Source organism: Burkholderia sp. BCC1988, assembly GCF_905339895.1.
Classification (GTDB): Bacteria; Pseudomonadota; Gammaproteobacteria; order Burkholderiales; family Burkholderiaceae; genus Burkholderia.
This window is the reverse complement of sequence record NZ_CAJPHA010000007.1, coordinates 25,616-40,488: the sequence shown is the minus strand read 5'-3', so window position 1 is coordinate 40,488 and position 14,873 is coordinate 25,616. Positions and strand designations below refer to the sequence as shown.

At 63.0% G+C, this 14,873-nt stretch carries 11 protein-coding genes and 3 pseudogenes; 4 read left to right on the top strand and 10 right to left on the bottom strand.

Going from position 1 to position 14,873, the window contains the following annotated elements; genetic code table 11:
• Positions 1 to 128: 128 nt before the first annotated feature.
• A complete protein-coding gene (locus tag U4012_RS11735; RefSeq protein WP_321798621.1) occupies positions 129 to 1,028 on the bottom strand; it encodes an EAL domain-containing protein in 900 nt (299 codons plus the stop codon).
• A 675-nt stretch (positions 1,029 to 1,703) separates the two neighbouring features.
• Here U4012_RS11735 and U4012_RS11730 point away from each other — a divergent pair.
• Complete coding sequence (locus U4012_RS11730) at positions 1,704 to 2,288, top strand: recombinase family protein (RefSeq protein ID WP_124668011.1); 585 nt, start codon at positions 1,704 to 1,706, stop codon at positions 2,286 to 2,288.
• 109 nt (positions 2,289 to 2,397) lie between these two features.
• Here the strand turns inward: U4012_RS11730 and U4012_RS11725 are convergent, their stop codons facing one another.
• From U4012_RS11725 to U4012_RS11715, 3 genes and pseudogenes are all read right to left on the bottom strand, one after another.
• Positions 2,398 to 2,997 (bottom strand): SCO family protein, encoded by a 600-nt coding sequence (locus tag U4012_RS11725; protein WP_321798619.1) that lies wholly within the window; start codon positions 2,995 to 2,997, stop codon positions 2,398 to 2,400.
• Positions 2,984 to 3,373 (bottom strand): annotated as a pseudogene (locus U4012_RS11720) (hypothetical protein); the annotation flags it as partial. The gene U4012_RS11725 and the pseudogene U4012_RS11720, both read right to left, overlap by 14 nt.
• Before the next feature lie 74 nt (positions 3,374 to 3,447).
• A complete protein-coding gene (locus U4012_RS11715; RefSeq protein WP_321799028.1) occupies positions 3,448 to 5,802 on the bottom strand; it encodes an RICIN domain-containing protein in 2,355 nt (784 codons plus the stop codon).
• Between the two features lie 434 nt (positions 5,803 to 6,236).
• Between U4012_RS11715 and U4012_RS11710 the strand changes: the two genes are divergently transcribed.
• Positions 6,237 to 8,063, top strand: coding sequence for a hybrid sensor histidine kinase/response regulator (locus U4012_RS11710; protein WP_321798618.1), 1,827 nt, complete (start codon positions 6,237 to 6,239; stop codon positions 8,061 to 8,063).
• 35 nt (positions 8,064 to 8,098) lie between these two features.
• On the opposite strand, the gene flhC is transcribed toward U4012_RS11710, so the two are convergent.
• Together flhC and U4012_RS11700 are read right to left on the bottom strand one after the other, a co-directional pair.
• A complete protein-coding gene (flhC, locus tag U4012_RS11705; protein WP_124668015.1) occupies positions 8,099 to 8,692 on the bottom strand; it encodes a flagellar transcriptional regulator FlhC in 594 nt (197 codons plus the stop codon).
• Positions 8,689 to 9,117: a flagellar transcriptional regulator FlhD gene (locus tag U4012_RS11700; protein WP_321798614.1), complete on the bottom strand. Its 429-nt coding sequence runs from the start codon at positions 9,115 to 9,117 to the stop codon at positions 8,689 to 8,691. The genes flhC and U4012_RS11700 overlap by 4 nt, the downstream gene beginning before the upstream one ends.
• 348 nt (positions 9,118 to 9,465) lie before the next feature.
• Between U4012_RS11700 and U4012_RS11695 the strand changes: the two genes are divergently transcribed.
• On the top strand, positions 9,466 to 10,095 hold the full coding sequence (locus tag U4012_RS11695) for a response regulator transcription factor (protein WP_321798612.1): 630 nt from the start codon (positions 9,466 to 9,468) through the stop codon (positions 10,093 to 10,095).
• Between the two features lie 133 nt (positions 10,096 to 10,228).
• On the opposite strand, the gene U4012_RS11690 is transcribed toward U4012_RS11695, so the two are convergent.
• A complete protein-coding gene (locus U4012_RS11690) occupies positions 10,229 to 11,548 on the bottom strand; it encodes a right-handed parallel beta-helix repeat-containing protein (protein ID WP_321798610.1) in 1,320 nt (439 codons plus the stop codon).
• Between the two features lie 557 nt (positions 11,549 to 12,105).
• A pseudogene (locus tag U4012_RS11685) lies at positions 12,106 to 12,261 on the bottom strand (LysR family transcriptional regulator); the annotation flags it as partial.
• Between U4012_RS11685 and U4012_RS11680 the strand changes: the two are divergent.
• Positions 12,261 to 12,518: pseudogene (locus tag U4012_RS11680) on the top strand (aminotransferase class III-fold pyridoxal phosphate-dependent enzyme); the annotation flags it as partial. The pseudogenes U4012_RS11685 and U4012_RS11680 sit on opposite strands and share 1 nt — an antisense overlap.
• A 109-nt stretch (positions 12,519 to 12,627) precedes the next feature.
• Here the strand turns inward: U4012_RS11680 and U4012_RS11675 are convergent.
• Together U4012_RS11675 and U4012_RS11670 are read right to left on the bottom strand one after the other, a co-directional pair.
• Positions 12,628 to 13,545: a LysR family transcriptional regulator gene (locus U4012_RS11675; protein WP_321798609.1), complete on the bottom strand. Its 918-nt coding sequence runs from the start codon at positions 13,543 to 13,545 to the stop codon at positions 12,628 to 12,630.
• A 99-nt stretch (positions 13,546 to 13,644) separates the two neighbouring features.
• Positions 13,645 to 14,706: a porin gene (locus U4012_RS11670; protein WP_321798607.1), complete on the bottom strand. Its 1,062-nt coding sequence runs from the start codon at positions 14,704 to 14,706 to the stop codon at positions 13,645 to 13,647.
• Positions 14,707 to 14,873 lie beyond the last annotated feature (167 nt).

Sequence of the window (14,873 nt, the reverse complement as noted above, 5' to 3'; positions counted from 1 at the left end):
GAATGTCCCAGGCCCGCTTCAATATCAACGCCCACTCCATCGCCCTCATCCAGGTTGCGCGCAGTCCCTTCGCAGGTCAGTCGACCGCCGCACTGGGCAGCAGCTCAGCCTTGGCAACCTTCGCCTGTTCAATCGCCCTGCATCCATTTCGCCCCGACGTCACAAACCAGCGCCATATCAACCGCGCCTTGCGCACCAAGCACCACGACGTCACGTGCCATGCTTGTGCCGAGCCGCACGAGATGCCGAAGCCTGTTCCGCGCCGACTCACTCCATCGGGCTGCAGCAATGAACGCCGGCGCAATCTTCACGATGTCCGGCTCGGGGATTGCCATTCCCACGTCGACGCCATAGGCGAGCCCGTAGTCGTCGATCGCGATACGGCAGCCGAGTACCCTGAGTCGATCGAGAAAAGTACGCGCGCGTCCACCTGCGACTCGCGCCCCCTCGCTCACCTCCACGACCAGACGCTCGGCGAGCTCCGGTGCGCGGGTGAGCCGATCGAGCAGGCTTTCCCATTGCAATCCCGATACGAGGCTCTGTTCCGACAGATTCACGCCGATGCTCAGCTGCGGCGAACTCTCCAGTACATCCAGCACACGTGCTACCACATAGCGATCGAAGCAGCCCATCAGTCCCGCTCGGACGACGCTCGACAGATATGCATCCGGTGACGGCTCTCCTTCGTCAAATGCGCAACACCACGGCACGCACTTGAAATAGAGCACCTTGCGACCGTCGTCGGGTGCGTGCACCGCCGACATCACCAGCGAAATCGCATCGACCTTCATCGCACGCAAGACGGTGTCGACCATCGCCGCATCCGCTTGCGTCTCCATCCCGGCATTCGAATTGACGCTCCGCGCCTCGACCGCCGGGGCGACATCATCACCGCCCCGCGTCGCGTTCAAGCTGGAGAGCCATGCTGCTTGCGGGTGCGACGTTGTTCGTCCGCTCAATCGAAGTAGCCAGCTTTCCGTCGAGTGGTCCGCCGTCGAACGATCCGCGTCGGGGGCCGGCAACGCCATCCCGGATATCGACCGATACGCGTCGCGAGCCGTCGGCCCCTGTACAACTCCGCCATACAGTTTTCGAGCTCGCTCACCGAACTCAACGTCGGTGACCTCGACAAACGTACGCCTGAAGCGGCTTACCAACATGGGTCGATTGAGGACCCTTATGAACAATGCGCCACCCATCTCCATACCTCCCCGACGATACCGAGCCTTTCGTAGGCCCTCGCTTGTTATCCGATGCATACGCTGCCTCGCTGCACTCGCCCTTGACTGAAAGCCATGAAAGACACAAACGGACGTTTGCATCAGAGTTACAAAAAAAATTACCGATTCGTGAAACCGCCCGTGAATGCTGGGCTGCCTTTCTGTAAGCCTTGTCGGACAAAAACGTCCCTTTCCGTCCAGTAATATCTGCTTGGTGACACGGAAATTCACCATCCTTTGCAATTTGACTATCGGCACGCCATGCCGACGGCGGCGGCATGCGCCTTTCATGGAAGCAAGCCCCGCGGAGGAACACAGGAATCCCAGTTGTGAGCAACCACGTTTGCCGTTTCTTCGCGCCTCAGCGGGAAGCTCGATACGCCGTCCGCGCGGAATCTTCGACGAGCGCGTCTTGATGAATGCAGCACTTCAGCCGGACCGCGCACGCCAGCGCCCAGTCGATAAAGCGGCAGGAGTCGGGCGATGAATATCGGGTATGCCCGTGTCTCCACGGACGAGCAAAGTCTCGGACTTCAGATCGACGCGCTCACACGCGCCGGATGTGAGGTCGTTTTTTCCGATCAGGGTATCTCCGGCGCCGACTTCCATCGCCCGGGTCTCGACGCAGCACTCGAAAAAGTCATGAAAGGCGACACGCTCGTCGTCTGGCGGCTCGACCGGTTGGGTCGCTCGCTGAGCAAGCTGATCGACCTGATCAACTTTCTGGCGCGCCGGGGGGTGGACTTCATTTCCCTGACCGAATCGATCAATACGGCTTCGTCCGGCGGGCGACTCGTCTTCCACATGATGGGCGCGCTGGCGGAGTTCGAACGCAGCCTCATCAGCGAGCGCACCCGCGCAGGATTGGCTGCCGCGCGCGCGCGCGGCAAGCAGTTGGGGCGAAAGCCGCACATGACGCCGGATCAGTGCGCCCATGCCCGCGTTCTGCTTGAAACCCAGTCGGTCGCGGAGGTCGCCGCACACTTCAATGTGCATCCTCGAACGATCAAGCGCGCCCTCGTCGCACGATCCGAGACCGGTGTCACGTGCGAGACGAGCCAGGCTTGATCAGAAGCGTCGCCGATCGATCATTCGGAGAATGCCCCCGTGTCGCCCGGCCATGAATCGCTGCTTCACGTCTTGAACGTGTCTAGAACGGTTGCGCCAACGCTCGCGTCTATGCCTGCTTCAGCAGCGCGGCGACCGTTTCCGCGGATGGCAATTCATAGGTGCGCCATATCAATTGTCCGCGTCGGTCGATCACGTGAACCTGGGTTCCGTGATTGTCCAAGCCCGTCACGCCGGCTCCGAACAATGCCTGGACGGCATCGACGTTCTGCAATTCCGGAGCCGCGGCAGTCCACCCCGGCCGCGCATCGAATTGCCGAAGCCATGCACGCATTCGTTCCGGGGTATCGGACAACGGATCGATGCTGAGCGACAGCAACTGAACGTCCGAGTGCGCGCCAAGCAACGTTTGCACACGTTGAAAGACGGCGCCCTGGATCGGACAAACGGTAGAGCAACCCGTAAAGAACAGCTGCAGCGCAGTCACGCGACCGGCCAGCACCCCGCGCAGACGCGTTTCGCGACCCTGCGCCGTGAGAATCGGCCAGTCGGGAACCAGAACCGGAGGCTTGATGCTTCCACCGTGATACGCGATTGGCGCGTTTTGTCCGCGCACAAGCGTCGACGTGCAGAATGCGGACAACGCAACGGCCGGAAACACGGCAATGCGTATCGCGCGTCGGCGCGCACGAAAATCAGGCGGGGCCATTCCGCGCACCGGTCAGAAAGTGCCAAAGCGCGGCGCAATCGCCATCGCTTATGCGATAGCGCGGCATCTCGACATTGAGCAGCACATAGGCTGGATCGACTCCGTCGCGCAGCATCGTACAGAACCCCTCCTGATCGTACCGGCTCGGAGGGCCACCCCGCCGGCTTTGCAGATCGACGAGCCAGTCGCGAGTAAGGCGTGGCGCAATCGAATTTCGCACGGCGGGGCCGATCTCCGAAGCATGGCAATTTGCACACCGAACGACATTCGATGGAAGATCGCCGGGATGGGTCAACATCCGGCCCGTTAGCGGAGCCGCACCGGTGAACAGTGCGTGGCCCGCTTCGCGGTCGCCGCTCGCCATCGCGCACGAGCCACCTGCGCCGAGTAACGCGACGTACAACAACCGTGCAACGTACCGGCGGCTGGATCGGGACAGCAGGTATTTCCTCACAGAATCCGGACCGCCTTCGAGACGCTGGGAACGCCGTTCGCATCGAGCGCGAACAGCATGTAGTAGCCCGGCAATGCGACACCTGAGTCGGCCGGAATCGACAATTGGTATGACGTACCGCTTGTCGACAGGATCGGCAGCGGAATTCGGCGCTGGTCGTTGTTCGTCGAATGCGTCACCGACGACATCCGCATCAACGCGAAAGACGCGACCGCGCCCCCGGTCGAAACGGTGATCGTCGAACCATGCATCGCGCTGGCCGGCCCGGACACGATCGCCGGGCGCGAGGCAAGCGTATTGTCGGCATTGAGCAAATATGGCGGCGTCAGGATTTCGGCATTCAGGTGATTGTTCACGCAGCCGACACCGCATTGCCCGCCGCCGCCGACGAACACGCGCCCGTCCGGCAAAAGAACCGCCGTGCTGTGATAAGTGCGCGGCGTCCGCATCGGCTGAAGAAGGTTAAAGCGTTGCGTCACCGGGTCCCATATCTCGGGCACCAGGATCGCGGTCGTGTCGGTAAAGGGCATCGGCAAGCTCTGACCGCCAACGATCACGACATTGCCGTTCGGCAGAATGACGCTGTTCGCGAATGCGCGCTGATAGGTCATGCCGTTCAGCCGCTGTACCGAAACAGGCTGTCCCGGACCGCGCGTGATGTCGATCAGGTACGCCGAATTCGACGCATATGTCGACGTATTGCCGTTCTGCTGATACGACTTCGCGCCACCCGCCTTCAGAATCAGGCCCGTATCGAACAGCGAAGCCGTACCGTTGATCGCGTATGGGTCGACACCGCGATTTCCCGCCGAGGTGATCGAACCGGCCCCGCTCGTCGAGATCCAGTTCATCCGTGCGCTCGGGCCGGCATGGAATACGCTGCCATTCGTCTGCGCGAACAGCCACAGATGGTTGTCACCACGATAGATGCCCTGCGGATCCGGGCCGATGACGTTCGTCTCAGGCACGCCCGACAGCACGGTCCATCTGCCGCCGTCCCACAACTCGGCCGTCTTGCCACCCACCCCGCCGCTCCACGAACCGCCGAGCGTAATCACCGCACCATTCGAAAGCAATGTGTCGCCCTGGTAACCGCGCGGAATGTTCATCGTCGCGGCGGCGCTCCAGGTATTCGCCGTCGGATCATAGAGCGTCGTCTTGGGACTGCTGTCGCCGCCATTGACCAGCAACCGCCCGTCGGGCAGCATCGCGGTGCCCGGGCAGAACATGTCGGAACCCGCGGAAGTCTCGATGTACTGGGTCACCGCGTTCGTCGCGGGATCGAAGAGCGCGGTCTGCGTTTGCGTGGTCGCGGATCCGACGTCGTTCTGGATCGTGTACGGCTGATTCGACGACCACATCACGAGCTTGCCGTTGGGCGTATTCGCGATGCCGATCGGATTGACCGGTAACGTGATGACCGGGCTCCATGCGGACGGCAGGGTTACGGGGAAGGCCTGCGGCAACGTCAACGCGAACTGGCCACTCGCCGCCGCATTCTGACACGGAGACAGGCTCAACGTCGAACCGGAAGCGAGCGATCCTCCGCTGACGCTCGCGCACATTCCGCTCGAGACTGAAATCAGTTGATATTTTCCGCCAACCGGCGCGACGGTCCACTGATCGTTGGTCAGCGAGCTGTCCTGACACGCGTAAGGAATCAACGGCGCGCCGCTCGTGCGCTGGCCCTGATAGACGTTCAGGCATTGTCCGGTGGATTGGGAAATCACGTGATAGCCACTACCGACCGGCTGCAAGAGCCAGCCGGTGGCACCCTGATTGCTGCATGCGCCTTGCACGATCGCGCCGCCGCCGATCGTCATGCAGAGACCGCTGCTCGCGACGACTACGTTGGTCGACGCGTTGACGGGCAAGTACAGATTGAACTGGTCGCTGGTCTGTGTGGCGCCCTGACAACCATACTGGATCAGGCTCGCACCGCTGACGGTCGAGCCGCCGCTCACGTTCGCGCACATGCCGTTCAGTGCGGAGACAATCCGGTAGCTCGATCCAACCGCGACGATTGTCCACTGATCGTTCAACAGGTTGCTGCCTTGGCAACCATACTGAATCAACTGCGTCCCGCTCGCGCCTGAACTGCCCGGTACGTTGAGGCACAGGCCGCTGCCCTGCAACACAATGTGATACCGGTTTCCGGCGACCGGCACGAACGACCAGGTCGTATTGCCTTGACCTGAACACGAAGTCTGCACGATGCCGACGCCCGATGCCGATGAATTCCCCGCGCTTGTCAGACAGAGGCCGCTGTTCGCGGAAACGATATCGGTGTATGACGGGCTGCCAATCGCGAACGCACTGTCGAACGCCAACGTGCCCACCCAAACCAGCATCCAGATGAACGCTTTCCCGCAGAGATCGCGCATACGGCCCTCGTCGATGTCGTTGATGACGGGAAAGACGTATATCCCGGCTCAGCTTCCGCAACTGTACGTTTCCACACCATTCGAATTATTCGATCGACTGGACGGGCTCGAGCCGGATCCGAATTGCGAATTCTTCGTCCGTTCTGAAATTAAATGGCACCCAGGCGATGCGCCGTAACACGCGTAGCGGATCGCTCATCACCGGAACACAATTCAACCGACACCGTTGAATTAATCGCTACATTCTCCAATAAGTTCCCAGTCCTTATATATTTTCATATTTCGCCGGAATACACCGTAAACCCTGCGTACAGCGACTATGCTTGGTTACGGGAATACGCGTCTGTGCCGGACGCGCCGATACTCTCCGCCGCCATGCGCAACAATCTCCGTGAGCGCACATGCAGACGCCGGACCAGATCGCGGCCGAACAGGTCAGGATCGTCTACGACTCCGTGACGCCATACGTCGCCGGTGGCACTTTGCTTGCTGTTGCCGCGACGCTGTCGATCGACCGGCTCGGCCATCCGGATCCGGTGTCCGGTCCTGCGTGGACGATCTATATTGCCGCGTGTTCGGCCGGCCAGGTTCTACTGTCGCGCCTCTATCACCGGTCGCCGACTTCGGTCAGCAACTGGCGGCACTGGGCCCTGTGGCTGTCGGCCTTCAGCACTGCCGCCGGCATGGGCTGGGGATGGGCATCGATTCATCTCGCGATGGGCGCCGACTTCGGAATCGCAAGCCTCGTGGTCATCGCGACGTTCAGCATCGTCGCCGGCGCGATTCCGGTATTCAGCGCGTACTTGCCCGCGTTCATCGCCTTTCTGTTGCCGGCCACCGTCCCGTATATCGGCGCGGCGATCGTGTCGCCGCATGCAATCCAGCGGGAGACCGCACCGATGATGCTGCTGATCGCCTGCGTGGTCGGCTATCTCGGGTTGCTCGCGAACCGTGCGGCAACGCAAAACATCCGGCTACGCTTCCGTGCCGAACGGTTCGCAGGCGATTTGCAGACCCAGAACGAGCGGGTCGAGCGACTCGCCGTCGATCTCGACTGCCAGCGACGGATCGCCGACCAGGCCAATCTCGCCAAATCGCAATTCCTCGCGGCAGCCAGCCACGATTTGCGCCAGTCCGCGCACGCGCTGAACCTGCTGATCGGCGCGTTGCGCAGCATCCCGATGCCGCCCGAAGGACGACGGCTCGTCGAGCGCATCGAGCGCTCGTCGGATGCGCTGAGCCGGCTCTTCGGCGCGCTGCTCGACCTGTCCCGACTCGACGCCGGCAGCGTCGAAGCACAGTGCCGGCCGTTCGCGATCGATACTGTGCTCGAATACGTGTGCAACGACTGCCTGCTCGACGCGCAGGCCAAAGGCATCACGCTGTCGCGCGTGCCGTGCCGCGCGGTGGTTCACTCGGATCCGCTGCTGGTCGAGCGCATCGTGCGCAACCTCGTGTCCAACGCGGTGCGCTACACCGATCGCGGCAAGGTCGTCGTCGGCTGCCGGCGCCGCGGCACACACCTTGCGATCCAGGTCTGGGACACGGGCTGCGGCATTCCCGATCACCTGCAGAAGCTCGTGTTCCGCGAGTACTACCAGGTCGGCAATGCCGAGCGCGATCACGAAAAAGGCTTCGGGCTCGGACTCGCGATAGTGCGGCGCCTCGCCGACCTGCTCGAATGCCGGCTGGCCGTGCGCTCGACGCCCGGACGCGGATCGTGCTTCGAAGTCGCGATGGCGCTCGCCGTCGGCACGCCCGCCCCGCTCGACACGCCGATCGTCAGCCACGGCGACGTGCCGGGTTCAACGGGGCTCGTAGTGGTGATCGACGGCAATCGCACGACGCGTACCGGGTTGGCGGAACTGCTGGCGACGTGGGGTTACGACACGATCGCGGCGCGCTCGGGCAAGGAGGCGCTCGACCGGCTGTCGGCCTGCCCTCGCCGGCCCGACCTGCTGATCTGCGATTACCTGCCGCCTCGCGGCGAAAACGGCATCGTCGTGATCGAGCGGCTGCGTGAAGCACTCGACACCGCCCTTCCGGCGTTGCTGATCAGCGGCGATACGACCGACGAACAACTGGCCGCGTCGCACACGCACGGGCTGGTCCTCCTTCACCGACCGTTGCCGAATGGCAAGCTGCGCGCGGCGGTCGGCCATCTCGTCGCCGCAGGTGCGCGGCAACGCTCGACGGTCAACGCGGACGCGCACGGCGTCGCGCTCTAGCGGCACTGCGCGGGGCCGCAGGCTGCGGTCGGCTTCTACACGATGCGCGTGTTCGCGTCGGACGGGCTTTCGACGCACGGCTGCGGCTTCGTGCCACCGGTGCGCTTGCCGGCCCGCGCCGGCGGACGGCACGCGACGCAGACGCGATTGCGACGCAGGTCGTGGCGATGCGTGACGAATGCGGCATCGCATCGGACACAGCGCGCCGTCGACAGCACGCCGCTGTCGAAGAAACGAATCAGCAGCCACGCACGCGTCAGGTCGAGCAGCGGCTCGCAGTGTGCCGCGTCGCATCGCCTCGCATACCATTCATAGGCCTTCACGAGCGCATCGAGTCGCGCACACTTCGCGTTGCTCCGCAGAAAGCGGTAGGCGTTGAGGAACAGCGACGCATGGATGTTGGCCTGCCACGTCATGTACCAGTCGCTCGAGAACGGCAGCAGTCCTTTCGGCGGCGCGACGCCGCGCACCTCGCGATACAGCCGGACCAGGCGCTCATGCGGCAGCGGCAGTTCGATTTCGAGCATCTGCGGGCGCGCGCCGAGCCGAATCAGCGTCACGGCCGCCAACACGTGCTTCGCGTCATCGGCAAGACTCGACGCATGCGCCGTCCGGGCACCGCCGCTCACGGCACGTCCTGGTCGAAGGCTCCGAGACTGGACAGCGCCATCGCGACATGAAGCCGCGCGGCGTCGGCCGGCGGTTCGGGCCGCGCGAGCGCCGCAACCGTTTCGTATCGACTCAGGCGCAGTACGCAAAGCAACTGCCCCGACGACGACAGGCTCATCATCGATCGCATCGTCAGGCTTTCCAGCGTGCCGGCCATTTCCGGCGTGGCGCCGAGGCGAAACATGCCGGTCGCGCGATCCGCCTGCAACAGCCGCTGCGCCAGCCACAGATACGACAGGTTCAGGTCGCGAATTGACTCTTCTTCATTGATAGTTCCCATATTGCACCTTGATTGATATCGAATCAGGCCGATGGAGACGTCTCGCAAATTCGTGCAAAGGAACATGCCCTGTTTCGCGGGGTAAATCGCCTGTTTCAACGTCAATTGCCGATTTTCAGAAAGCAATCGATCGAAATAAACAGCGCACCCCGTATTGGCACGTTCGGCTCTTTTTATCGTATAGTCTGCACCCGGGTTCGATCGCCCCCCAAAAAATTTCGGCTTCCGTAACTCGCCCAGGCCCTGCTGTCGCGATCTTCGTTATGCTCGTTGTACGCCTCACCTCACGGAAGGCCGCGATGATCCAGTGTCAACCATGTCTTTCCGGATGTAAATCCGACGTTAGCCCGTGGCGAAACAGAACCGAATACGACCAAAGTATTAAGACTTTTCGAAAAAAACGGGTTCTCCAAAAGCAGAAGAGGTCCGCCTCCAGACTTCATTTTTATTTCCATGAAAATACTCATTGTCGATGATCATCCGGTTCTGCGAGATGGCGTGGCGACGTTGTTGCGCCAGGATCAGGACGGGATGGTCGACATTCAGGCAAGCAACGCCGACGATGCAATGCGGCTGCTCGAACAGCACACCGACCTCGACGTCATCGTGCTGGATCTGAAAATGAACGGCATGGACGGTTTCGCCGCGATTGCGGCGATCACGCAGGTCCGGCCCGAGTTGCCGATCATCGTGCTGTCCACATCCGAGGATCCGCACGACGTGCGCGCCGCCTTCACGCACGGCGCGCTCGGCTACATTCCCAAATCCGCGACCGCACACACGTTGCTGTCGGCCATCAAGATGGTCATGAACGGCGAGCGTTACGTGCCGCCGCTGCTGCTCGATACACAGTCGGCGCATCGCAACCCGCCCGCGCACGAACCCGACGGCCCGCGCCTGACGCTGCGCCAGCTCGACGTGCTGCGCCTGATCGCCGAAGGCGTGCCGAACAAGCTCATCGCCGATCGGCTCGGCCTGTCGGAGAAGACCGTCAAGGCGCACATCACCGCGATCTTCAAGGCGCTTCACGTGCGCAATCGCACCCAGGCCGCCGCGACCGGCCAGCGCCTGGGGCTCCTCTGACCCGCCTCGTCGCGACGCATGCGATGCATGCACGGTCGAAGGCACGGCGACACGAACGGGATGGCGTTCATGCATCGTGCCCGGCGCGCGCCGGCCACGCCGGCGGCGCCGTTCAGTCGACGTGCGCGCAATGTCATCGCGCCGTGGCGGTTGCCGGCGCAGCGCCGCCCGGCGACTGCATCAAGCCGGTTCGCACCCGCGGCATCGCCGCCGTCACCGCGCCGGCAGCCGGGATCGTTCCGGACGACGATGCGCCGACCGGCGAAACCAGCGCGACGCCGTCCATCGTATTGCCGCTGACGACGATCCGGCTGGCCGTGCAGCCGCGCGACAACAGCGACACCGGCGTGCCGGCAATCGACGCGAACGTGTTGTCGGAGACCTGGAATTCGCACACGTTGCCGATTGCCCGGAACCCGGCGTAGGCCGATCCCGATACGCGATTGCGCATCACCTTGACGTACGACACCGAGCCCGACCACGTGTCCAGCTCGATGGCGCCCTGCTGTGTCGGCTGCAAGCCGTTGTTCACGTTCGCGTTCTGGATGTTGGTCACCACGTTGTTGTCGATCACGACGTTCGACACGCCGTAGGTACGCCAGCTGTCCTCCTGTGCGACGAGAATGCCGGCCGCCTTCTGCACGCCATCGACGGTGTTGTTCGAGATCGTCACGGCCTGGCCGCCCACGACGGAGATGCCGCGCCCCCAGTAATTCCCCGATACGGTGTTGTGGTCGATCAGCACGTTGCTGCTGAGACGGCCGTCGCCCAGATAGCTGACGACCGCGATCAGGTCGTCGCCGGTGCCCGTCACCGTATTGTTCTGCACCAGCACATTGGTCGAACCGTAGGTGGTGTGGATGCCGTCCGCCAGCGTGTCGCGCACGGTATTGCCCACGATCGCGACGTTGCTGGCGCCGAACACGAAGATCCCGCCGCTGGCGGCGCCCTGGATCGTCACACCGAGCACCTGGATGTCCGTGCCCGTCACCTCGACCTTGCTCGATTCAGGCACCGTGAGCCGCGTCGTGCCAGTACCGATCAGCGTGACGCCGACGAGCGTCGAACCGGCGCCGCTCATCAAGATCGTCTGGTCGGACGGATTGGTCGCGACGAGCGTCGCGCCGTAGCCCGATACCACCACACCCGATACCGTCACCGACAACGAGCGGCTGACCGTATAGCGTCCGGGCGCGAGTATCAGCGTTTGTCCGACCTGCAGTGCGTTGAGCGCGGCTTGCAATGCATCGGTCTGGTCGCTGCCGTCGCTTGCCGGCTTGACCGTCACGGCCGGTGGTGCGGCAGTCGATGCCCGTCTCGATCGCGCATGCGCGATACGCCACGGCGCGACGTAGCCCGTAAGCGTCGCCGCGCAAACCTGAACCGGGAAGCTGGCAGCCCAGCATGCGAATGCAACCACCCCGGCGCTAACAATACGAAATGACCTGATCATGATGACCCCCTCGATAGGCATCCGTCCGATGCAGCGCGATGCGACGGCATCCGGTCGCAACGTATCGACGGTCGGCCGGCGAGCCGGCGCGACACGTGTCGAACATCGGAGCAGAACGATTTCGTGCGGAAACAGTCGGACAGCTGGCCTCGCTTCAGGCCGGTGCCCGCTCGCCTGCCGATACGGGCGGGCCGCTCCCCCAAGAGCGGCTCGACGTCGACGGTGCCGGCAGCGTGCGACCGTCGAGCGACATGCCGAAGCCCTTCCATGAGCGACGCGGGTCGGCCGGCTTCGTGTCCGGACCCAGACGATCATTTCGCTCGATTGGAAGTCTATTTCGCCGTTGGCGCGCGTAAATCGGACAGAATCCCCGCGACGTCGTAGGACGGGTCGTGAGCCCCTGTCGCATCCGCGATATGAACCGGCTTACGAGTCGTCGTGCCGGCGCGGGACGTCGCGCGACAGGCGTGAATGTGGTCTCGAGACGAGTCGCATGTCTATATTCACTCTACTTATTAATTGCGATGTGTGAAAGCACAACGAACTCGCGCCGCATTTCACAGCAACGGCAGCATGAGCCGAATATGCTCCGCGAACGCCGCCGGCAGAAGCGACGGCCGCTTCCGGTCGAACCGCAGCGTAATGCCGACCGCCGGCAGCGGCGGCAGCCCGCGATCGCCGGCGAGGATGGCCAGATCGGCCGGCACCGCCGATCCGCTATGGCGGCACGTTCGAGCCGATGATCATCGAGCGCGCGCAAGGCAGCTTCGTCTACGATGCGAACGGCCGCGCGATCCTCGATTTCACGTCGGGCCAGATGAGCGCGGTGCTCGGGCAAAGCCACCCGGAAATCGTCTCCGTCATCAACGAATATGCGGGCAAGCTCGATCACCTGTTCAGCGGGATGCTGTCGCGCCCCGTCGTCGACCTCGCAACGCGCCTCGCCGACATCACGCCGCCCGGGCTCGATATCGACCGTCCTCCAGATCCCTTCCGTGTTGAACGGGTCCTCGTGCACGAGTCGCCGCACCGTGTCGATATCGCTCGCCTCATAGAGAAACAGGCCCCCGCTCACCGAGCTAGCGTGTCGGCAAGTCTTCCGCGAAATTGTCGAACACACGTTGCACCAGGGCATTGATTCTCAGCATCGTGGCCGACTGGGTTCTGCCCGCGAGCGTGACGATCCCGAAACAGGCCGAACCAGCCAGCGGCGGATCGAGCGGCACCGGATGCAACCTTTCCGCCCGAACCGCCTCGTCGAATACTGGCCGACTGCCAAGAATGACGACATCGCTGACGGCTGCCGCCGCCTCCAGCTCCCCGAAATCGTCGCTCTGGAGCTTGATGCGATCCGCGATTGGATATCCGAGATGCTGCTGAAGATCGTCGAGCGCGTACTTCGACAGATGCGTGCAGCCGACCGGATACTTCAATAGATTCTCGGGCGATACGCCAGCCATGCCCGCAAGCGGATGCGCGTGACCGCAGAAGAATGCGGCCCGCCATCTCGGCAGCGGCACGATCTCGATTTCCGGCTGCTGCGTGAGCGACGCGATATCGCCAACGAACATGTCGATGCGCTCCGCCAGCAACATGCCGAGCAGGTCGGCGGTATCGCCGCGCTTGAGTACTACGCGTACTTGGGGCGCATTAACGGCCCCAAACGTCAGGATGGGTTGCCGGAGCAGCGCGGCGGGCGTCGCGCCCAGCCCGATGCAGAGATCGCCGAACTCCCCGCGCTCGAGCAGCGCGAGGTCGCGCCTGAGCTCCCGCACTTCGAAATCGATCCGGCGCGCCCGCTCGACGAATACCTTGCCGTGCGGCGTCAGCGTGATACGTTGCGCGCTGCGATCGAACAGCGAAATACCGAACTCCGCTTCGATCGACTGGATACTGCGGGACAGCGCGGATTGACTCAGGTGCACCTCCGCGCAAGCGCGACTGAAATTCTGGCACCGAGCGAGCGCGAGGACGTGTTGCAGTTTGCGAAGGTTCATGTGAAATCAGGCGTTCACGGGCAGCGACCCTGCCCACGTGCGGAAAGTATAGTCGCGCCCTTCGCCGCAACGGCTCGATCGTGGCGCCCGTGTGCCGTATCAGAACCGGTGATGAATGCCGACGCTCACGCCAACCTGACTCTTGCCAGGCTGGCCCACACTGGAAAAGCTGTTGACGCCGAACGCGCTCTCGTCGGAGTTCCAGACCGTGCCGACATGCGCATACAGAAACGTCGCCTTCGACAGCAGATACTCGCCTCCGCCGACCAACAGCGTCGGGTGTCCCGGCGTGCTCTGGAACGCGTAGCGGCCGCCCAGCACGTACCATTGAATCGTCGGCGTCGCGAAACCCTTCGCACTGCCCCAGTAAGCCACGCCGCGCGGCGTCAACTGGAGGTCTCCGACCACGCGCGTGACGCCCGCGCCAACGGTCACGCCGCCCACCGTATAACGAAGCGCCGCGCTGTACCGCTCATCGACCCGCCCCGACGCATCGATGCCGCCTGCGCTCGTACCGCGACTCTGCTCGTAAAGCACGCGAGCGGCAAGCGCTCCCCGGACATATTCGAGCGCCGCACCGACATACCGGCCGGCCAGGCCGTTGCCCGGAAGTTGTTGACCGAAGCCATATTCAGCCTCGACATCGAATCCGTAAAACGGCTGCGACTGGAACTTCACCGCATTGTTCAGCCTCAGCGTCGCCAGCGGAATCGCGTTCAGCGAAAGCGTCGAGTCGTTGGCGAAATACGTAGGATCATAGAGCACCGTCTTGTCGAACTGTACGCTGTATTGCCGCCCGAACGTCAGCCGGCCATAAGGCGATCGAAACCCGACGCTCGAAAGGCGGTTGAACAACGTGCCCGGCGTCACGAGGGTGCCCTTGCCGAGGTCGAAGCCGTTTTCGAGCTGAAAGATTGCACCGTAGCCCCCGCCGAGATCCTCGTCGCCCTTGATGCCGAAGCGGGACGGCAGAAACGCACTGCCCAGCATGCCAAGCGACGACTTCCCGTTCGATCCGGCGTTGGTCAAGCTCTGGATGCCGATATCCAGGATGCCGTACATGACCACCGAGCTCTGCGCGCGGGCGCCATCCGCCCCCGTCGCGCACGCAAGCGTCAACGCGGTCGTCGCCAGTCTCCTCACTGATTTTCTGTTTTTCATGTCGCCCCATCGATTGATTGGATTGTGCTTCGATCCGGCCCCACGCATTCCCGCTCGCTACGGCATATTCATTTCGCATACCAAATCGTTTGAAAACCGATCTTCTTCATCGCATGCGCGGCACAGGTATATGCGTCCGCGTGAATCTTCGAGACCGCGATGCATCG

What these genes read in the sequence shown, in the direction of transcription:
- U4012_RS11670 (WP_321798607.1), bottom strand. Translation starts at nt 14,706, where the DNA reads ATGAAAAACAGAAAATCAGTGAGGAGACTGGCGACGACCGCGTTGACG.
- U4012_RS11735 (WP_321798621.1), bottom strand. Translation starts at nt 1,028, where the DNA reads ATGGCGTTGCCGGCCCCCGACGCGGATCGTTCGACGGCGGACCACTCG.
- U4012_RS11715 (WP_321799028.1), bottom strand. Translation starts at nt 5,802, where the DNA reads ATGCTGGTTTGGGTGGGCACGTTGGCGTTCGACAGTGCGTTCGCGATT.
- U4012_RS11725 (WP_321798619.1), bottom strand. Translation starts at nt 2,997, where the DNA reads ATGGCCCCGCCTGATTTTCGTGCGCGCCGACGCGCGATACGCATTGCC.
- U4012_RS11690 (WP_321798610.1), bottom strand. Translation starts at nt 11,548, where the DNA reads ATGATCAGGTCATTTCGTATTGTTAGCGCCGGGGTGGTTGCATTCGCA.
- U4012_RS11710 (WP_321798618.1), top strand. Translation starts at nt 6,237, where the DNA reads ATGCAGACGCCGGACCAGATCGCGGCCGAACAGGTCAGGATCGTCTAC.
- U4012_RS11695 (WP_321798612.1), top strand. Translation starts at nt 9,466, where the DNA reads ATGAAAATACTCATTGTCGATGATCATCCGGTTCTGCGAGATGGCGTG.
- U4012_RS11675 (WP_321798609.1), bottom strand. Translation starts at nt 13,545, where the DNA reads ATGAACCTTCGCAAACTGCAACACGTCCTCGCGCTCGCTCGGTGCCAG.
- U4012_RS11730 (WP_124668011.1), top strand. Translation starts at nt 1,704, where the DNA reads ATGAATATCGGGTATGCCCGTGTCTCCACGGACGAGCAAAGTCTCGGA.